This window comes from Corynebacterium faecium, assembly GCF_027257105.1.
GTDB classification, from domain to species: Bacteria; Actinomycetota; Actinomycetes; order Mycobacteriales; family Mycobacteriaceae; genus Corynebacterium; species Corynebacterium lehmanniae.
Genome location: NZ_JAPYJX010000007.1, coordinates 50,847 through 70,174, shown reverse-complemented (window position 1 = coordinate 70,174; position 19,328 = coordinate 50,847). Strand labels below are relative to the sequence as shown.

Here is a 19,328-nt window from a genome sequence, read left to right as displayed (position 1 = left end):
TTTCGATAGTCCGGTTGTTTCAGACCGAGCAGTCCGGCACTATTGGCCAGCAACAGCTCCGGGCCGCCCGGATGCGTACAGAGTTGTCTAGTTAGGGAGAGCAGATGAGCGCACCTACTAAGCCCAGGACACGCGCCAAAAAGCCGGAGGGGCAGTGGCTTATCGACGGCTCCACGCCGCTGAACCACGACGAGGAGATCAAGCAGGAGTCCCCGGTCCTGGACGTCAAGCAGCGCGTGATCGACGTCTACTCCAAGGGCGGCTTCGACTCCATCGACCGCGAGGACTTGTACCCGCGCTTTAAGTGGCTCGGCCTGTACACCCAGCGCAAGCAGAACTTGGGCGGGGAGTTCACCGGCGAGGACAACAGCGTGCTCGAAGACAAGTACTTCATGATGCGCATCCGCTTCGACGGCGGCATCTGCTCCACCGCGCAGGCCCGCGCCGTCGGCGAGCTCTCCCGCGACTACGCGCGCTCCACCGTGGATCTGACGGACCGCCAGAACATCCAATTCCACTGGGTGCGCATCGAGGACGTCCCCGTGATCTGGGAGAAGCTCGAGGCAAACGGACTGAACACCTGGGACGCCTGCGGCGACGTGCCGCGCGTGATCCTGGGCTCCCCGGTCGCCGGCATCGCCAAGGACGAGATCATCGACGCAACGCCGGCGATCCGCAAGATCCAGAAGATCGTCACCGACGACGAGTTCCAGAACCTGCCGCGCAAATTCAAGACCGCGATTTCCGGCAACGCCCGCCAGGACGTCGTCCACGAGATCAACGACCTCGCCTTCATCGGCGTTGAGCACCCGGAGCTCGGCCCCGGCTTCGAGTGCTACGTCGGCGGCGGCCTGTCCACCAACCCGATGCTCGCGCAGTCCCTCGGCGCATTCGTCACCCTCGAGCAGGTGCCGGACGTGTGGGCGAACGTGGTGCGGATCTTCCGCGACTACGGCTACCGCCGCCTACGCAACCGCGCGCGCCTGAAGTTCCTGGTCAAGGAGTGGGGCGTGGCGAAGTTCCGCCAGATCCTCGAAGAGGACTACTTGGGCTACAAGCTTGCGGACGGCCCAAAGGCCCCCAACAACCTGGTCGACCGCGACCACATCGGCGTGCACGAGCAGAAGGACGGCAACGTCTACATCGGTGTGAAGCCGACGCTGGGGCACATGTCCGGCGAGCAGCTCATTGCCCTGGCCGACCTCGCCGAACGCTACGGCGTGACCGACCTGCGCTTCACCCCGTTCAAGGAGGTGCTGCTGCTCGGGGTCGCACCGGAGGACGTCGAGAAGCTGCAGGCTGATTTGGAAGAGATGGGCCTGTACTCCAAGCCCTCCGAATTCCGCCGCGGCCTGCTCAGCTGCACCGGCCTGGAGTACTGCAAGCTCGCGCACGTGACCACCAAGTCCCGCGCGATCGAGCTGGCGGATGAGCTGGAGGAGCGCTTCGGCGACCTGGATTCCCCGATCACGATTTCGCTGAACGGCTGCCCGAACGCGTGCGCGCGCCACCAAGTCTCCGACATCGGCCTGAAAGGCCAGATGGTGGCGAACGACAACGGCGAAAAGGTCGAGGGCTTCCAGGTGCACCTGGGCGGCACCATCGGCGAAGGCGCGAATTTCGGCCGCAAGCTGCGCGGCCACAAGGTGCTGTCCACCGAACTGACGGATTACGTCACGCGCGTGGTGCAGCATTACGTGGACAAGCGCGAGGACGGCGAAACATTCCGTCAGTGGGTCGCCCGCGCGGACGAGGACGACCTGCGATGAGCTTTCGCCGAGCCCCGAATCCGAACCGCAATTTCCCCTCGTTTTGCCCTTATTGTGGCGGCGAGGACCTCTGGCCCAACGAGGAGACGGATTTTGCCTGGAAATGCGGGGAATGCCTGCGAATTTTCGAGGTGAAATACCACGGCCAGGACGATCCGGACACCCCGCACGCGCCCGCGCCGTCGACGGAGGAGGCGCTGCAGGCCTCCCTGGCGCGGCACGGGCATACCGCAGTAGTGAAGGAAGAGAAGCGATGACCAACCTGCTCAACCAGCCGGGAGGAAACTTCCGCGACCCCGAGATCAGCCCGGAGGGGCCGAAGGAGACGGCGGCGTTGCCGGAGGACGTCGCGAAGCAAAACGCCCAGTTAGTCGAGGAGTGGGCACCCAAGCTTTACGACGCATCCGCCGCCGACATCTTGAGCTGGGCCCACGAGCACGCCCCTGGCAAGCTCGTGGTGACCCTGTCCATGGAAAACACCGTGCTGGCGGAGCTGGCCGAGCGCCACCTGCCCGACGCCGACTTCCTGTTCCTGGACACCGAGTACCACTTCCCGGAGACGTTGGAGGTGGCCGACGCCGTGGAGGCGCGCTACCCGACGCACACGCTGGTGCGCGCGAAAGCCCAGCTCACCCGCCCGGAGCAGGACGAGGTGTACGGCCCGAACCTGTACCTGCGCAACCCCGGCGCGTGCTGCCGGATGCGCAAGGTGGAGCCGCTGGCGGTGCACATGAGCCCGTACGCCGGATGGATCACCGGCCTGCGCCGCGCCGACGGCCCCACCCGCGCTGAGGCACCCGCGCTGAGCCTGGATGGAACCGGCCGGTTGAAGATCTCCCCGCTGGTGACCTGGTCGCTGGAGGACACTGAGGCCTTCGAGGAGGACAACGACCTGATCATCCACCCGCTGACCCGCCAGGGCTACCCCTCCATCGGCTGCGCCACCTGCACCATGCCGGTGGCCGAGGGGGAGGACCCGCGCGCCGGACGCTGGGCGTTCGCATCCAAGACCGAGTGCGGCCTGCACGAATAAAAGGAGTGTTAGAGAAGATGACGCAAGCAACGACAACTGAGCTGTCGCCGCACCTGAAGGACTTGGAAAACGAGTCCATCCACATCATCCGCGAGGTGGCCGGGCAGTTCGACAAGATCGGCCTGCTGTTTTCCGGCGGCAAGGACTCGTGCGTGGTGCTCGAGCTGGCGCGCCGGGCGTTCGCGCCGGCGGCCATGCCGATTGAGCTGCTGCACGTGGACACCGGACACAACTTCCCGGAAGTGATCCAGTTCCGGGACGAGCTCGTGGAGAAGCATGGCCTGCGCTTGCGCGTGGCCGAGGTGCAGGACTGGATTGACCGCGGCGACCTGCAGGAACGTCCCGACGGCACCCGCAACCCGCTGCAGACCGTGCCGCTGGTGGAGACCATCGCAGAGGTCGGCTACAACGCAGTGCTTGGCGGCGCGCGCCGCGACGAGGAACGCGCCCGCGCCAAGGAGCGCGTGTTCTCCGTGCGCGATTCCTTCGGCGGCTGGGACCCGCGCCGCCAGCGCCCCGAGCTGTGGGACCTGTACAACGGCGCGACGCTGCCGGGCGAGAACGTGCGCGTGTTCCCCATCTCCAACTGGACCGAGGCGGACGTGTGGGAGTACATCGGCGCGCGCGGGATTGCCCTGCCGTCGATCTACTTCGCGCACGACCGCGAGGTGTTCGGCCGCGACGGCATGTGGCTGACCCCGGGCGAGTGGGGCGGCCCGCGCGAGGGCGAGCAGCTTGAGACCCGCCGGGTGCGCTACCGCACCGTGGGCGACATGTCCTGCACGGGCGCGGTTGATTCGGACGCGTCCACGATCGACGAGGTGCTCGTCGAGATTGCCAACTCCACCCTGACCGAGCGCGGCGCGACGCGCGCCGACGACCGTCTGAGCGAATCCGCCATGGAAGACCGCAAGAAGGAAGGCTACTTCTGATGACTACGACTACCGCTCCAGCCGCCTCCGCCGCAGCCGCTTTGGCGGACCGCGAAACGCTGCGCCTGTGCACCGCCGGCTCCGTCGACGACGGCAAGTCCACCTTCGTCGGCCGCCTCCTGCACGACACGAAGTCCGTCCTCGCCGACCAGCTCGCCTCCGTGAAGCGCACCTCCGCGGACCGCGGCTTCGAGGGCCTCGACCTTTCCTTGCTTGTCGACGGGCTTCGCGCCGAACGCGAACAGGGCATCACCATCGACGTGGCCTACCGCTACTTCGCTACCGACAAGCGCACCTTCATCCTCGCCGACACACCGGGCCACGTGCAGTACACGCGCAACACCGTGACCGGCATGTCCACCTCCCAGGTGGTCGTGCTGCTGGTGGACGCCCGCAACGGCGTGGTGGAGCAGACCATCCGCCACCTCACCGTGGCCAAGCTTTTGGGCGTGCGCACCGTGATCCTGGCGGTGAACAAGATCGACCTGGTCGGCTACTCCGAGGAGACCTTCAACGAGATTAAGGTGGCATTCGACGCCAAGGCCGCCGAGCTGGGCATCGAGGACCCGCACGTGGTGCCGATCTCCGCGCTCAAGGGCGACAACGTCGCGGAGCACAGCGAAGCGACCCCCTGGTACACCGGCCCGACCGTGCTGGAGCTGCTGGAGACCATCCCGGTCAACCACGGCCGCGCTGATGACCTGGACTTCCGCTTCAACATCCAGTACGTGCTTCGCGAGCACGCCACCGATTACCGCGCCTACGCCGGCCGCGTCAACGCCGGTTCCGTCTCCGTCGGCGACGAAATCCTCGCCCCGCACGGCCGCACCACCACCGTGGCCGGCATCGACTCCACCGACGGCCCGGTGGAGACCGCCCACGCCGGCGACTCGGTCGCCCTGCGCTTGGCCGACGAGATCGACCTGACCCGCGGCGACCTTCTGGCCTCGCAATCTCGGCCGGAGGACGTGCGCGAGTTCGCTGCCACCGTGGTGGGGCTGACCGAGAAGGAGCTGCGCGCCGGGCAGGCCGTGAAGCTGCGCATCGGCACCGCGTTCGTGCGCGCCCGGGTGGCCAGCGTGGACCGCGTCCTCGACATTGACAGCGCCGCCGGCGACAACACCTCGCCCGAGGCTGTCGCACTCAACGAGATCGCGCACGTGACCATCCAGACCGCCGACGAGCTGCCGGTCGAGCCCTACGCCGCCCGCGGCGCGGTGGGCAACTTCCTGCTCGTGGACCAGTCTTCCGGCAACACGCTGGCCGCGGGTCTCGTCGGAAAGCGCCTGCGCTAGGAGCACCCGCCATGACCGCGCTGATCACCCTCTCCCACGGCTCGCGCCACCCGCGCGCCAAGGAGGGCATCCGCGCGCTCACCGAAGCGGCGGCCGAAACGCTCGGGGTGGAGTGGGCGGACGCGCACCTCGAGTTCGACCGCCCCACCCTCGCCGAAGCAGCCGCCGCGCTGGACAGCCCGCGCGCTGTCGTCGTGCCGCTGCTGTTCACCCGCGCGTTCCACGCGAAAGTGGACGTGCCGGCCCACCTGGCCGAGGCGCGGGCCCACTGCGACCTCACCCTCGCCGAGCCGCTGGGCACCGGCCCCGACATCGCCGAGGTCCTGCACAAGCGTTTGCTTATCGACGCCCCTTCGGCGCCCCACGCCGCCCTCTTCCCCGTCGGCACATCAGATACCGAACAGGCGGCGAACTACACCCGCCTGGCTGATGACCTGGCACGTTTGGCCGGGATCGAGGTGTCGGTGGTGCAGGCGACTGGGGGCGACCGGAGGTTCGTCGATAGGCAAACGCACGTGCTGCCGCTGTTTGTCACCCACGGAACTTTGCTGGACCGGATCCCGGAGTACCTGTCAGCCTCCGGGCCACTGACCACTGACCTTGCGGAGGTTGTTGCCAACCGATTCCGCGTCGCCGAAAAGGACGCCTGAAATGTACAAGATTGAGACGCTGCTGCTCATCGCCGTGGCCGGCCTGGCCGCCCAACTTGTCGACGGCGGCCTCGGCATGGGCTTCGGCGCCACCTCATCCACCATGCTCATCGCGCTGGCCGGGCTCACGCCCGCCGCCGCGTCCGCCGTCGTGCACACCGCCGAGCTGGGCACCACGCTGGCCTCCGGCGTGGCGCACACCCGCTTCGGCAACGTGGACTGGCGCACCGCGTTCGCCATCGGCATCCCCGGCGCGATCGGCGCTTTCCTCGGCGCGACCGTGCTGGTGCGGCTGTCCACCGAAGCGGCACGGCCGGTGATGTCGCTGATCCTCGCGCTGATCGGGCTGAACCTGATGCTGCGCTTCGCGCGCGGGCTGACGCAGCGCAAGCTGGCTGAAAAGCCGCACTCGCGCGGGTTCCTGGCCGGGCTGGGCCTGTTCGGCGGCTTCGTGGACGCCACCGGCGGCGGGGGCTGGGGGCCCGTGACCACCTCGACGCTGCTGACCGCGGGGCGCTCCGAGCCGCGCCGCATCGTCGGCACCGTCAACACCGCGGAGTTCCTGGTCACCCTGGCAGCCACCCTCGGGTTTGCGGTGGGCATGTGGAACGACCTGATGGCCAACCTCGCCGGAGTGCTCGCGCTGTTGGCAGGCGGAGTCATCGCCGCGCCGATCGGCGCGTGGGTGGTCACCCGCATGAACCCCATCGCCCTCGGCGGGGTGGTGGGCACCCTGATTGTGTTCTTGAACCTGCCGGTGGTGCTGAAGTTCCTCGGCGTGGACTCCGGACTGTGGGCCGTGCGCGTTGCCGTCCTGATCGTGGGCGCGGCGCTATCCGTGCGCGGCGTGCTCAAGGCGCGCGAGAATTCCAAGGCGGCGGGGGAGCGCGAGGGCGCGACAGTGGTCGACCCGGAGCCAGCGCGCCTACGATAAGCAACCATGTCTGACTTGCTTATCGTCGCAGCCATGAAGGAAGAAGCCGCGGACATCATGTCCGGAGGCGACCACGAGGTGCTCATCACCGGCATCGGCACCCTGCCCGCCGCAATCGCGCTGACCCGCCGCCTATCCGAAGGCCCTCTGCCGTCGCGCGTGATCAACGTCGGCACCGCCGGCGCCCTGGTGGACTTGGAGCCCGGCGTCTACGAGGTTTCCGACGCCGTCAAGCACGACTTCAAAGTCGGCGGCACCTCCGAGATCACCGACTTTGTCTACCCGCGCTGGTTCTCGTTCGACCCGCTGACGGAGCTGCCCAAGGCCAAGCTCGCCACCGGCGACGCCTTTGTGAACCGCTCCGACCTGCGCGACGAGCTCGCCCGCGAATGCCAGCTCGTGGACATGGAGGGCTACGCCCTGGCAGCGGTGTGCTCCACCTTCGGCGTGCCGCTGACCCTGCTCAAGCAGGTCTCCGACTCCGCCGATGAGTCCGCCTCCGAGGTGTGGGAGGCAGCCCTGGAACGCGCCCGCGTCGAGCTGGAGCAGGCGTTGCGCGACCACCTGCGGTAATCCAATCACTTCGACGGACTCACCTATTTTTCAATCGCTGGCGCCGGCTTCCGATGGGCCTTTCCAGACTCGACTCCGTTGAGAATGCGGATCGTCTAGTAGCCCACCCAACGCTGCTAGACGATCAGCCAAGTCGGGTGGTGTTTCCACAGGTGATGTTGAAAACGATTGCCGGTATTGGCCTAATCGTCTAGCGTTTCGCTGAGGTTGCTAGACGATTCGAACTTTCGACAGCACTGAACCGGAGAATCGGTCCGCGCTGAAGCCAACTCCCACATCAGGCAAAGAAAACGCCCGCCGGGGCAAACCCAGCGGGCGGAGGGAACAGGGCCCTACTTCGCGAACTCCTCCACGATCGTGGCGTTGAACGCCGGCAGGTCGTCCGGGGTGCGAGAGGAGATGAAGCCGGAGTCGACCACAACTTCCTCGTCGACCCAGTTGGCGCCGGCGTTGGCCAGGTCGGTCTTGACGTTGGCTACGGAGGTGAGCTTGACGCCCTTGAGCAGGTCGGCATCGGCAAGGATCCAGCCGCCGTGGCAGATCACACCGATCGGCTTGCCGGCATCCTTGAACGCCTTGACCAGGGCGACGGCGTCGGCGTCGGTGCGGATGGTGTCGGCGTTAATGGTGCCGCCGGGCAGGATAAGCGCGTCGAACTCGTCGACGGAGGCGTCGGCAGTCTTGGCGTCGACAGCTACCTTCGCGCCCTTCTTGCCCTCGATCTCACCGGTCTCGGTGGAGACGACCTTGGTGGTCGCACCGGCGGACTCTACGGCCTCCTTCGGGGAGGTCAGCTCCGAATCCTCAAAGCCGTTGGTGGCGATGATCGCGATGTTCTTGCCGTTGAGGTCGGCCATGGTTTTCGTCCTTTCGTCGATGAGTAAGTGCGGCGCCCACCGTACCTATTCTTCGTCGTTGATGGCGTGGGTGCGGCCCGGGACGTCGGGCTCTCCCTCGGTATCGCCAAGCGGCACGCGGGTGGAGCCGAGGCCTTCCTTGACGGGGACTTTGGTGTTGGACTTTTCGCGTTTTGCCATGCGCATCATGTGGTTGCGCACGGCGAGGAAGGATTCCTTGGAGTCCATCGTCTGCGTTTGTTGTGTGGCCATGGCTATCTCGTCTGCGGTGATTTCGCCGGAGCGCAGCGAGACCATCTCGGCCCAGTAGCGCAGCCACACCGCGGCTACGGCGGCGACCGGCACGGCGAGGAACGCGCCGACGATGCCGAACAGCGTGCCTCCCACCGCGACGGCGAGCAGGACCACGGCGGCGTGCAGGCCCATGGCCTGGGACTGCAGGATCGGGGAGAGGACGTTGCCCTCCAGCTGCTGCACGGCGATGATGAGGATGAGCACGAACACGGCGTTCATGAACCCGTTGGACACCAGCGCGATGATCACGGCCAGGGCGCCTGCGGAGATCGCACCGACGATGGGGATGAAGCCGGCGAAGAAGGTCACCACAGCCAGCACGGGCCACAGCGGCACGCCCAGGAAGAGCAGGCCCAAACCGATGAAGACGGCATCCACCAAAGAAACGATGGCCTGGGTGCGGATGAAGCCGGACAGGGTGTTCCAGGAGCGCATGCACACCTCGGTGAGGTGCCAGCCGGCGCGCACGCCGGTGTACTTGCGGACCCAGGGCAGGAAACGGTCGCCGTCTTTGAGGAAGAAGAACAGCAGCACGAGTGTCAACGCGAGCGTCGTGCCTACCGACGTAATCGCGCCGATGCCGGAGAACACCCCGGAGGCGATGTTTGACGCCTGGCCCTTCACAAACGCGGTGGCCTGGTCCACGGCCTGCTGGATGCGTTCCGGCTCGAGGAAGGTGAAGTTCTGTTCCTTCAGCCAGGCGATGATCTGGTTGATGCCCTGTTCCGCCTGGTGGCCGAGCTCGGTGCCCTGCGACTTCACGGTCGGCGCCATCGCGGCGATGATGCCCCCGAGAATGCCGAAGGTGCCGATCAGCGTGATGAACACGGCGAGGGCGGCGGGGATCTTGTGGTTTCGCATCCAGCGCACCGGAGGCCACAGCACGGTGGCAAGGATCAGGGCGAGCAGGATGGGAAGAAGGCCCATCCAGACCCATTTGAGCAGGTAAAGCAGGATCGCGGTGGCGGCGACGATGATAATGAAGCGCAGTGCCCAGGCGGCGGCGGTGCGGCCGTCGGCGGCGATGATGTCGCCGCGGTCCACGGGCTCCTTGGAGAGCTCCTGGGCCGCGTCTGCCGGAGTGGGCAGCATCCGGACATCGTCGACGGCGGTGTCGAGCGCGCCGACGTAGTCGTTGTTTTCATGTGTAGTCACGCGCTCATTGTGCCAGAGATGCTGGTTAATGCATATGTCGTGGGAGCCGGATGGGCGTCGCAAAGCAAAATGCTCTAGACCACACTCGGAGATAAGTGTAGCGTGGGCCACAACCTGACCTCGATGTAAGAAAGGCCTGGAAATGACCATCTACCCGAACCCCGGAACTGAAGGCTCGAACGTCAAGTACCGCGAGCGTTACGACAACTACATCGGCGGCGACTGGGTCGCCCCGGTGGACGGCGAGTACTTCGACAACATCACCCCCGTCACCGGCGAGGTGTTCTGCCAGGTGGCGCGCGGCAAGGAAGCTGACATCAACCTCGCGCTCGACGCCGCGCATAAGGCCACGCCCGCCTGGGGCAAAACCTCCCCGGCGGAGCGCGCGATGGTGCTGCTGAAGATCGCGGACCGCATGGAGGAGCACCTCGAGGAGCTCGCGGTGGCGGAGACCTGGGAAAACGGCAAGGCGGTGCGTGAGACGCTCGCCGCCGATATCCCGCTGGCCGTCGACCACTTCCGCTACTACGCGGGTGCGCTGCGCGCGCAGGAGGGCCGCCTGAGCCAGATCGACGAGGACACCGTCGCCTACCACTTCAACGAGCCGCTCGGCGTGGTCGGCCAGATCATCCCGTGGAACTTCCCGCTGCTCATGGCGGCCTGGAAGCTTGCCCCGGCACTGGCTGCGGGCAACGCGATCGTGCTCAAGCCGGCGGAGCAGACTCCGGCGTCGATCCTGTACCTGATGGATTTGGTCGGCGACCTGATCCCGGCGGGAGTGCTGAACATTGTCAACGGCATGGGCGACGAGGCGGGTGCTGCGCTGTCCGGCTCCGACCGTATTGCCAAGATCGCCTTCACCGGCTCGACCGAGGTGGGCAAGATCATCAACAAGGCCGCGGCGGACAAGATCATCCCGGTCACGCTCGAGCTCGGCGGCAAGTCCCCGGCGCTGTTCTTCGAGGACATCTTTGAAAAGGACGACGACTTTAAGAAGAAGGCCGTCGAAGGCTTCGCCATGTTCGCGCTGAACCAGGGCGAGGTGTGCACCTGCCCGTCGCGCGCGCTGGTGCACGAGTCCATCGCAGACGAGTTCCTGGAACTCGGCGTGCAGCGCGTCAAGCAGATCAAGACGGGCAACCCGCTGGACACCGACACCATGATGGGCGCGCAGGCCTCCACCGAGCAGATGAACAAGATCCAGTCCTACCTGGAGCTTGGGCCCCAGGAGGGCGCGGAGGTGCTCACCGGCGGCGGCGTGAACACAATCGACGGCCTGGAAAACGGCCTCTACATCGAGCCGACCGTCTTCAAGGGCACCAACGACATGCGCATCTTCCAGGAGGAGATCTTCGGCCCGGTGATGTCCGTGACCACCTTCAAGGACTTCGACGAGGCCATCTCCATCGCCAACGACACCATCTACGGCCTGGGCGCGGGCGTGTGGGCGCGCTCCGGCACCACGGCGTACAAGGCCGGCCGCGCCATTCAGGCTGGTCGCGTGTGGGTGAACCAGTACCACACCTACCCGGCGCACGCGGCGTTCGGCGGCTACAAGCAGTCCGGCATCGGCCGCGAGACGCACCTGATGATGCTGGACCACTACCAGCAGACCAAGAACCTCCTGGTGTCCTACTCCGAGCAGGAGACTGGCCTGTTCTAAGCAGTTACTTCTCGACGTTTACGCCTCCGGTTGCCCTCGCGACCGGAGGCTTTTTCTTTGCGTTGAACTGCGGAAACAAAGAAAGTTGCGCGGGGTGGGAACAACTTTGCAGCGCGTGCGGTTGTTACCTATGAGTGCGACAGACTCAAGAACGTCGCCGCCGGTGTTATAGTGGTGGCCGTCAAGTTGAGTCGGAGCACATCAACTTACTGATAGACCACTTCTCAACAGGAGGAATAACTCTTATGGCACGTGCAGTTGGTATTGACCTTGGCACCACGAACTCGGTCGTCTCCGTCCTCGAGGGCGGCGAGCCGGTTGTAATCGCTAACGCGGAGGGCTCCCGCACCACCCCGTCCGTCGTCGCTTTCGCGAAGAACGGCGAGGTCCTGGTTGGCCAGTCCGCGAAGAACCAGGCTGTGACCAACGTCGACCGCACCATCCGCTCCGTCAAGCGCCACATGGGCGAGGACTGGACCGTGGAGATCGACGACAAGAAGTACACCCCGCAGGAGATCTCCGCCCGTACCCTGCAGAAGCTGAAGCGCGATGCGGAGGCGTACCTCGGTGAGGAAGTCACCGAGGCTGTTATTACCGTCCCGGCGTACTTCGAGGATGCTCAGCGTCAGGCCACCAAGGAGGCCGGCCAGATCGCGGGCCTGGACGTGCTGCGCATTGTGAACGAGCCGACCGCGGCTGCCCTGGCTTACGGCCTGGACAAGAACGAGAAGGAAGAGACCATCCTGGTCTTCGACCTTGGCGGCGGCACCTTCGACGTGTCCCTGCTGGAGATCGGCGACGGTGTCGTCGAGGTGCTGGCCACCGCCGGCGACAACGAGCTCGGCGGCGACGACTGGGACAACCGCATCGTTGAGTGGCTCGTGGACAAGTTCAAGTCCCAGAACGGCGTTGACCTGTCCAAGGACAAGATGGCGATGCAGCGTCTGCGCGAGGCTGCGGAGAAGGCCAAGATTGAGCTGTCCTCCGCGCAGCAGGCCTCCATCAACCTGCCGTACATCACCGTGGACTCCGAGAAGAACCCGCTGTTCCTGGATGAGACGCTGACCCGCACCGAGTTCCAGAAGATCACCTCCGACCTGCTGGACCGCACCAAGAGCCCGTTCAACCAGGTGGTCAAGGATGCCGGCATGTCCGTCGGCGACATTGACCACGTGGTCCTGGTCGGCGGCTCCACCCGTATGCCGGCCGTGTCCGAGCTGGTCAAGGAACTGACCGGCAAGGAGCCGAACAAGTCCGTCAACCCGGACGAGGTTGTGGCGCTGGGCGCTGCTCTGCAGGCTGGCGTGCTGCGTGGCGACGTCAAGGACGTGCTGCTTCTCGACGTCACTCCGCTTTCCCTCGGCATCGAGACCAAGGGCGGCGTAATGACCAAGCTCATCGAGCGCAACACCACCATCCCGACGAAGCGTTCGGAGACCTTCACCACGGCTGAGGACAACCAGCCGTCCGTGCAGATCCAGGTCTTCCAGGGCGAGCGCGAGATCGCGTCCGCGAACAAGCTGCTCGGCTCCTTCGAGCTGGCAGGCATCGCACCGGCTCCGCGCGGTGTGCCGCAGATCGAAGTCACCTTCGACATCGACGCCAACGGCATCGTGTCCGTGTCCGCGAAGGACAAGGCCACCGGCAAGGAGAACACGATCAAGATCCAGGACGGCTCCGGTCTGTCCGACGAAGAGATCGATCGCATGATCAAGGACGCCGAGGCTCACGCCGACGAGGACAAGAAGCGCCGCGAGGAGCAGGAGACCCGCAACAACGCGGAGACCATGGCCTACCAGACCCGCAAGTTCATGGATGAAAACGGCGAGAAGCTGCCGGAGGACATCAAGGGCCGCGTGACCGAGGCTGCCGACGCTGTGGACGAGGCGCTCAAGGGCGAGGACCTGGATGCCATCAAGTCCGCCGTGGAGAAGCTCAACACCGAGTCCCAGGCAATGGGCACCGCGCTCTACGAGGCTCAGGCGAACGAGGGCGCAACCCAGGCTGACGCCGCCGCAGGCGACGACAACGTGGTCGACGCTGAGGTTGTCGAGGACGACGACGCAACCGATTCCGACAATAAGTAGGGAGGCGACGTCTGATGACGAATCCGCAGAACGAGCAGATGCCGGACAACCCGGGCGCTCCGGAGGCCACGGACCCTGAGTACGTGTCCCCCGACCAGGCGGAAACGCTCGCCGACGAGGCCGCTGAGTCCGAGGCGCTTGCCACGGACGAGGACCCCCTCTTAGCCGCGGACGCCGAGCTCGAGGACGCCGCGAAGATCGCGGAGAACGAGATCGACCCGGACGCTGACGGCGACGGCGCAGTCAGCGACATTGAACTGCAGCTGGCGGAGCGCACCGAGTCGCTCCAGCGAGTCAGCGCGGAGTACGCGAACTACCGCCGTCGCACCGAGCGCGAGCGCGGCGAGCTGGCCAACACCGCGAAGGCGAAGTTTGCCACCCAGCTGCTGCCGCTTCTGGACGACCTGGATCTGGCCGAGCAGCACGGCGACTTGGAGCAGGGCCCGCTGAAGGCGTTTGCCGACAAGTTCCGCGCGATCGTCGCCGGCCAGGGCATCAAGGAGTTCGGCGCCGAGGGCGACGCGTTCAACCCGGAGATCCACGAGGCAGTGCAAGACCTGTCCCAGGGCGATACCAAGGCCGTGGGCACGGTGCTGCGCAAGGGCTACATGATCGGGGACCGCCTGGTGCGAAACGCCATGGTGATCATTGCGGATCCCGCCGATCCCGCCGAGCCGGCCGGCGAGCCAGAAGCCGACACCGCCGAGTAGCGAAAACGCTCGGATGCCAGGGCCGGGGAATGAGGTAGCGCGGAGACCCACGCGGCCTCGTCCCCGGCCTTTGTACTTAGATAAATTAGAGAACAAACTTTAGCGAGACAGACTCAACACTCTTTGTAGGAGAAAGGAGGGTGCGAGATAGCTATGCAGCAAGAATGGGCAGATAAGGATTATTACGGCGACTTGGGCGTGAGCTCGTCGGCAAGTGCTGCCGATATTAAGAAGGCATACCGCAAGCTCGCACGCGAAAACCACCCCGACTCGAACCCCGGCGACAAGAAGGCGGAGGAGAAGTTCAAGCGGGTGGCCGAGGCGTACGACGTCGTCGGCGACGAGCAGAAGCGCAAGGAATACGACCAGCTGAAATCCATGATCAGCTCGGGCGGCTTCGGCCGGTTCGGGCGGGGAGGAGGGTCCGGATTTCCGGGCGGGTTTCGCGGCACGGAAGCGGAATTCGACCTCTCCGACATCTTCGGATCAGCCGCTGGTGGACAAGCTGGAGACAGCGGCCTTGGTGATATCTTCGGTGGCTTCTTTGGCGGCCGCGGCGGTGCTGGCAGGAACGCTCGGCCGTCGCGGGGGGCCGACGTCGAAACGGAAATAACCCTCGACTTCCGCGAGGCAGCCAAGGGCACGACCATCCCGGTCGAGCTCACCGGCGACGCGCCGTGCACCACCTGCCACGGCTTCGGCTCCAAGGACGGCAAGACTCACACCTGCCAGATGTGTTCCGGTTCCGGCTTCATCCGTGAGAACTCCGGCGCCTTCGGCATGGCACGCCCATGCACGAACTGTGGCGGCACCGGCGAGATCATCGAAGACCCCTGCGCCACCTGCGGCGGCACCGGCACCGTGCGGCGCACCCGCTCGATCACCGTGCGCATCCCCGCCGGCGTGATCGACGGGCAGAAGGTGCGCCTGGCGGGCCAGGGCGAGGCGGGCCCGAACGGCACGCCCGCCGGCGACCTGTTTGTCACCGTGCACGTGCGAGGCGACGAGGTGTTCACCCGCTCCGGCGACGACCTAGAAGTCACCGTCCCGGTCGCGTTCTCCGAGGTCGCCCTCGGCGCAACCATAACGGTGCCCACCCTGGACAACCCGGTGAAGGTGAAGGTCCCGGCTGGCACCCCGAACGGGCGCACCCTGCGAGTGAAGGGCCGCGGTATCCCGAAGCGCTCCGGCGCCGGCGACCTGATGGTCACCGTCGAAGTGAAGGTGCCAAAGGATTTGGATCCGTCCGCCACCTCCGCGCTGCGCGCCTACGCCCAGGCTGAGAAGGACTCCGGCTTCGACCCGCGCGCCGGGTGGGCCGGGCTCTAGCCCAGGAAGGAGGTGTAGACAATGGATGAGAACCAGGAGTACTTTGTCATCTCCGTCGCCGCCGAGCTGACCGGCATGCACGCGCAGACCCTGCGCACCTACGACCGGCTCGGCCTGGTCACGCCGATGCGCACCAAGGGCGGCGGCCGCCGCTACTCGCGCCGCGACATCTCCATGCTGCGCCGCATCCAGCACCTCTCCCAGGAGGAGGGCGTCAACCTCGCCGGCATTAAGACGATCATCGAGCTGTCCCAACAGATCGAGGACCTCCAGGACGAGCTGGAAACCCAGCGCGGACACAACGAGGAGCTGCGCCAGAAGCTGCAGTCCGGTGGGCGCCGGGGCGGCGAGCTCGTGCACGTACCCCGCTCAACAGCGGTAGTCACGTGGGAGCCAGCTGCTTCTCGACGCCGCCGGCGCAGCGCACGGTAGGTGATACTCCTTACGGGCGTTGTGCTTGGAGCTCATCAACGCGTGATTGTCTGGTGTAAAGGCTTAAGGACAGTGGAGTAACTACATCTGCGTAGAAATCAAGCCTTAGGAAACTGCAAAAAGGGCGAGGACTTCAATAGTTCCTCGCCCTTTTTCGCTTAGCAAGCTCCCCCTACATCCTATCCATTTGCTTGTCGGTATCAGTACGCAAATCCGTTTCATTCACCGATCGGTACCCGTTGGCGAAACCCTTCAGAATTTTAGCTACCCACCAAATCACCGCAATTACGATGAAAGCCAGGATCGCATAGACGAGAAATTCCTGCATCGAGAAATTAATTGTCGGTCTCCTATCAGGTACAGCAATTACAACAAATTCACCGCAATGGTAAGGCGGCCAGTTATTTGATGCAGGACTGAGAAATCGTTTGTATCCAATCTGATACGTAGCGATCGGCACAAAGCCCCCAATGTCCCTTGACGCCAGGGTGGTCGTGAACGGCGAACCGTAGGAGGTTTGTTTCACGACCGATTCACAGTTGCTTCAGTTGGTGCCGTCGGCGTTGACGTCGGCTGCGGCCGTTGATGCCTTGGTGGCCACCAGAATAGTCAAGCCTAAGACGTCGCGCGAGGGGGTCGAGGAGGTCCCCTGTATACTCTCTCCCGAAAGCCCCGGAACGATCCCTGCGAAAGCACATCGCCGGGGTTACTGAATTTCCTTCTTCAGCGGTGGTCACGTGGGAGCCAGCTGCTTCTCGACGTCGCCGGCGCAGCGCGCAGTAGCGGTCGGGGTTTTAAACTCGGCCGCATGACGACTCAGGCTGGCGCTCCGCCGCTGCTCAAAGAGACCGGTCCGTGGCGGTTCCGTTTCCCGGAAGTCATCCTGTTGGTTGCGGCGTTGGCGTGGATGGTGGTTGAGGATGCGAACGCCGAAATCAGCGCCGGTTTTGGGTTTGCATTGTTTTTCGTCGCTCCGATGTTGCTGGGTGTCTTGCTGATGTGCATGGTGCTGGGCATTCCGCTGCAGCGCCAGCCGGTGAACAGGTTTTGGGGAGATGCCGCCTACGTCGTGGTGGGCGTTCTCGTCGCCGTCATTCTGGCCAAGAGCGACAATCCGTACGGCGCGCTGCCGGCCATCATGCCGTACGTTGCCGCAGCCATAATTTTGGCTGGGGTCTCCGCGGCGCTGCGGCGCGCAATTGCGCTCCTGGCGTGGAAGAGGAGGTGACGTACACGCTCGTATACTCGGCCGCATGGTGACAGGTGTCAGTGAGCCGCCGCTGCTGAAGGACACGCGACCGTGGGGTTTTCGCATCCCCGAGTTTCTGCTGCTCGCGATTCTGTGTGTCGCGTTTCCAGGCGTGGCGGCATTCGGCGGCTACATTGTCGTCCCCCTGCTGGGGATGCTCGCCGCAGCGCTGCTCATCGGGCTTCCCCTGCAGAACCGCCGGGTGAACGACTTCGTCGTTGACGCTGGCTACCTGGGTGTCGCGTACGTTGCCGGTCTCGTGCTGAGGCTGACCGGGTTTCCCTACGAGGATCAGTTTTGGCTCAACGCCACATTTGGAGCGGCGTCCATTGTGCTGCAGGTCGTCGGGTGGTCGGCGTTGATCCGGCGGGCGCTGGGGTATCGGCAGTGGAAATCGAATGCGGAATGACAAAACGCCCGCGCAATGAACACGTGAGCGCGGGCGTTTGTGATGTAAAAATTCGAAACGCTTCCTAGCCATGGAGGGCTAGGGGCTTTTTGAAGCCTCCACAACACTACATACGCCGATGTGTTTCCGCATTGAGGAGGCTACCGAGCCGGACTTAACCGCCGAACTCGATGGCCGCGGCACCGCCGATGTGGCGGAGGTTGGACTTGGCCAGGTTGAACAGGCGGCCGACGCCGCCCTCGAGGAAGGCGGTGCGGGCGCCGGACTTGGTGAAGCCCTTCATCATGTCCCAGGTGATTCCCGGCGGCAGGGAGAGTGCCTCCGGGTCGGTGACAATGTCCACGAGCACCGGGCCGTCGTAGGCCAGGGCCTCCTTGAGCACCGGCTCGAGGTCGTCCGGGTCCTCGATGCGGAAGGACTTAATGCCCACACCCTTGGCAATCTCGGCGTAGTTGGCCTGCTCGTGGTCGGTGCCGAAGTACGGCATGCCGGCCACCATCATCTCCAGCTTCACCATGCCCAGCGAGGAGTTGTTGAAGCAGATCACCTTCACCGGCAGCTGGTGCAGCTTGATGGTGAGCAGCTCGCCCATGAGCATGCCCAGCCCGCCGTCGCCGGACCAGGAGATGACCTGGCGGTCCGGGAACGCGGCCTGCACGCCGATCGCCATCGGCAGCGCATTCGCCATGGTGCCGTGAAGGAACGATGCAGCCTCGTCGCGCTTGCCGTTCGGGGTGAGGTAACGCGAGGACCACACGTTGCACATGCCGGTGTCGACGGTGAAGTACGCGTCGTCGTCCGCGAGCTTGTCCAGCACGGATGCGGCGAGCTCCGGGTGGATCGGCTTCTTGGACTCGAAAGCCTTGGAGGTGTAGCTCTTCACCACATGGTCCAGCAGCTGGTAGTGGCGCTTGAGCATTTTGTCCAGGAACTTGCGGTCGGACTTCTCCTCGATGTGCGGGAGGATGTTTTCGATGACGCTCTTCACGTCGCCGACGACCGGGTAGTCCACCTTGGTGCGGCGGCCGATGTGGGTGCCGTCGATGTCGATCTGGGCGACGTTCTCGTCCGGCAGCCAGTCGGTGTACGGGAAGTCGGTGCCCACCATGATGAACAGGTCGGACTCTTCCATCGCGTCCAGGCAAGCGCCGTAGCCGAGCAGGCCGGACATGCCGACGTCGTACGGGTTGTCGTACTCGAAGTACATCTTGCCGCGGAAGGAGTGGCCGATGGGGGACTTGATCTTCTCCGCCAGGGCGAAGACCTCGTCGCGTGCGTCGCGCGCGCCGTAGCCGCAGAACAGGGTGACCTTGTCGGCCTTGTTAATCGCCTCCACCAGGCGGGCAGCCTCGTGCGGGTCCGGGTAGACGCGCTTGTTGGCGCCGGTGGCGTATACGGAGTCCGCGGTGTGCGGGCCCTCGGCGGTGTCGGCGGCGAAGACGTCGCCAGGCACGATCATCACGGACACACCGTTGCCAGCGAGGGTGTTCTGCAGGGCGTTGTGCAACACACGCATGCCCTGGTCCGCCTCGTGGACAACCTCGCAGTAGGAGGAGCACTCCTGGAAGAGCAGCTCCGGGTGGGTCTCCTGGAAGAAGGCGGAGCCGATTTCCATGGTGGGGATGTGGGACGCGATGGCCAGCACCTTCGCGCCGTTGCGGTGGGACTCAAACAGGCCCTGCACGAAGTGGGTGTTACCCGGGCCGCAAGAGGCGCCGCACACGGCGAGCTCATCGGCGGCGAGGGAATCGGCGCCAGCGGCAAACGCTGCGGCCTCCTCGTTGCGTACGTGGACCCACTCGATATCGCTTTGACGCACGGCGTCGGACAGCGGGTTGAGCGAATCGCCCACCAGGCCGTAAATGCGCTTAATGCCTTGATCCTCTAGGCGCTTGACTACTTGTTCTGCAAAGTTGGGCATTGTCTACCTAATTCTCCTTATAGGTGGTTTCATTCA

General features: G+C 65.0%; 19 protein-coding genes. 15 read left to right on the top strand and 4 right to left on the bottom strand.

Features of this window, described 5'->3' with window-relative positions; all coding sequences use genetic code 11:
• The first annotated feature begins 104 nt into the window (after positions 1-104).
• From O5O53_RS08955 to O5O53_RS08920, 8 genes are read left to right on the top strand one after another with little or no spacing between them, the layout of a single operon-like run.
• A complete protein-coding gene (locus O5O53_RS08955) occupies positions 105-1,769 on the top strand; it encodes a nitrite/sulfite reductase (RefSeq protein WP_269511474.1) in 1,665 nt (554 codons plus the stop codon).
• A complete protein-coding gene (locus O5O53_RS08950) occupies positions 1,766-2,026 on the top strand; it encodes a hypothetical protein (RefSeq protein WP_070472049.1) in 261 nt (86 codons plus the stop codon). Before O5O53_RS08955 ends, O5O53_RS08950 begins: the two co-directional genes overlap by 4 nt.
• Entirely contained in the window at positions 2,023-2,802 is a 780-nt protein-coding gene (locus O5O53_RS08945) for a phosphoadenylyl-sulfate reductase (protein ID WP_269511471.1), read from the top strand. Before O5O53_RS08950 ends, O5O53_RS08945 begins: the two co-directional genes overlap by 4 nt.
• A gap of 17 nt (positions 2,803-2,819) precedes the next feature.
• Entirely contained in the window at positions 2,820-3,734 is a 915-nt protein-coding gene (cysD, locus tag O5O53_RS08940) for a sulfate adenylyltransferase subunit CysD (RefSeq protein WP_070472052.1), read from the top strand.
• Entirely contained in the window at positions 3,734-5,029 is a 1,296-nt protein-coding gene (locus O5O53_RS08935) for a sulfate adenylyltransferase subunit 1 (RefSeq protein WP_269511468.1), read from the top strand. The genes cysD and O5O53_RS08935 overlap by 1 nt, the downstream gene beginning before the upstream one ends.
• 11 nt (positions 5,030-5,040) lie before the next feature.
• Complete coding sequence (locus tag O5O53_RS08930; protein WP_269511465.1) at positions 5,041-5,679, top strand: sirohydrochlorin chelatase; 639 nt, start codon at positions 5,041-5,043, stop codon at positions 5,677-5,679.
• A gap of 10 nt (positions 5,680-5,689) precedes the next feature.
• Entirely contained in the window at positions 5,690-6,613 is a 924-nt protein-coding gene (locus O5O53_RS08925) for a sulfite exporter TauE/SafE family protein (RefSeq protein ID WP_269511684.1), read from the top strand.
• A gap of 6 nt (positions 6,614-6,619) precedes the next feature.
• Positions 6,620-7,186: a nucleosidase gene (locus tag O5O53_RS08920; RefSeq protein ID WP_181889176.1), complete on the top strand. Its 567-nt coding sequence runs from the start codon at positions 6,620-6,622 to the stop codon at positions 7,184-7,186.
• Positions 7,187-7,518: 332 nt separating this feature from the next.
• Here the strand turns inward: O5O53_RS08920 and O5O53_RS08915 are convergent, their stop codons facing one another.
• On the bottom strand, positions 7,519-8,043 hold the full coding sequence (locus O5O53_RS08915; protein ID WP_181889175.1) for a type 1 glutamine amidotransferase domain-containing protein: 525 nt from the start codon (positions 8,041-8,043) through the stop codon (positions 7,519-7,521).
• Between the two features lie 45 nt (positions 8,044-8,088).
• Positions 8,089-9,492 (bottom strand): AI-2E family transporter, encoded by a 1,404-nt coding sequence (locus tag O5O53_RS08910; RefSeq protein ID WP_324196635.1) that lies wholly within the window; start codon positions 9,490-9,492, stop codon positions 8,089-8,091.
• Positions 9,493-9,634: 142 nt separating this feature from the next.
• Between O5O53_RS08910 and exaC the strand changes: the two genes are divergently transcribed.
• The 5 genes from exaC (at position 9,635) to O5O53_RS08885 (ending at position 15,713) form a co-directional block, all read left to right on the top strand.
• Positions 9,635-11,155: an acetaldehyde dehydrogenase ExaC gene (gene exaC / locus O5O53_RS08905; protein ID WP_269511462.1), complete on the top strand. Its 1,521-nt coding sequence runs from the start codon at positions 9,635-9,637 to the stop codon at positions 11,153-11,155.
• 245 nt (positions 11,156-11,400) lie between these two features.
• Positions 11,401-13,242 (top strand): molecular chaperone DnaK, encoded by a 1,842-nt coding sequence (dnaK, locus tag O5O53_RS08900; protein ID WP_181889173.1) that lies wholly within the window; start codon positions 11,401-11,403, stop codon positions 13,240-13,242.
• Positions 13,243-13,256: 14 nt separating this feature from the next.
• Positions 13,257-13,952: a nucleotide exchange factor GrpE gene (gene grpE / locus O5O53_RS08895; RefSeq protein ID WP_269511459.1), complete on the top strand. Its 696-nt coding sequence runs from the start codon at positions 13,257-13,259 to the stop codon at positions 13,950-13,952.
• A 147-nt stretch (positions 13,953-14,099) separates the two neighbouring features.
• Positions 14,100-15,281, top strand: coding sequence for a molecular chaperone DnaJ (dnaJ, locus tag O5O53_RS08890; RefSeq protein ID WP_269511682.1), 1,182 nt, complete (start codon positions 14,100-14,102; stop codon positions 15,279-15,281).
• Between the two features lie 21 nt (positions 15,282-15,302).
• On the top strand, positions 15,303-15,713 hold the full coding sequence (locus O5O53_RS08885) for a heat shock protein transcriptional repressor HspR (protein ID WP_239356038.1): 411 nt from the start codon (positions 15,303-15,305) through the stop codon (positions 15,711-15,713).
• A 172-nt stretch (positions 15,714-15,885) separates the two neighbouring features.
• On the opposite strand, the gene O5O53_RS08880 is transcribed toward O5O53_RS08885, so the two are convergent.
• Positions 15,886-16,239 (bottom strand): hypothetical protein, encoded by a 354-nt coding sequence (locus O5O53_RS08880; RefSeq protein ID WP_269511456.1) that lies wholly within the window; start codon positions 16,237-16,239, stop codon positions 15,886-15,888.
• Between the two features lie 282 nt (positions 16,240-16,521).
• Here O5O53_RS08880 and O5O53_RS08875 point away from each other — a divergent pair, with 282 nt between their 5' ends.
• Together O5O53_RS08875 and O5O53_RS08870 are read left to right on the top strand one after the other, a co-directional pair.
• Positions 16,522-16,941 carry a hypothetical protein gene (locus O5O53_RS08875; protein ID WP_269511453.1) on the top strand — a complete coding sequence of 140 codons (420 nt, stop codon included), beginning with the start codon at positions 16,522-16,524 and terminating at the stop codon, positions 16,939-16,941.
• 25 nt (positions 16,942-16,966) lie between these two features.
• The gene (locus O5O53_RS08870; RefSeq protein WP_269511451.1) at positions 16,967-17,371 is read left to right on the top strand and encodes a hypothetical protein; all 405 of its coding nucleotides are present in this window, start codon (positions 16,967-16,969) and stop codon (positions 17,369-17,371) included.
• Between the two features lie 154 nt (positions 17,372-17,525).
• Here the strand turns inward: O5O53_RS08870 and O5O53_RS08865 are convergent, their stop codons facing one another.
• Entirely contained in the window at positions 17,526-19,292 is a 1,767-nt protein-coding gene (locus O5O53_RS08865; protein WP_269511447.1) for a pyruvate dehydrogenase, read from the bottom strand.
• Between the last annotated feature and the right edge of the window lie 36 nt (positions 19,293-19,328).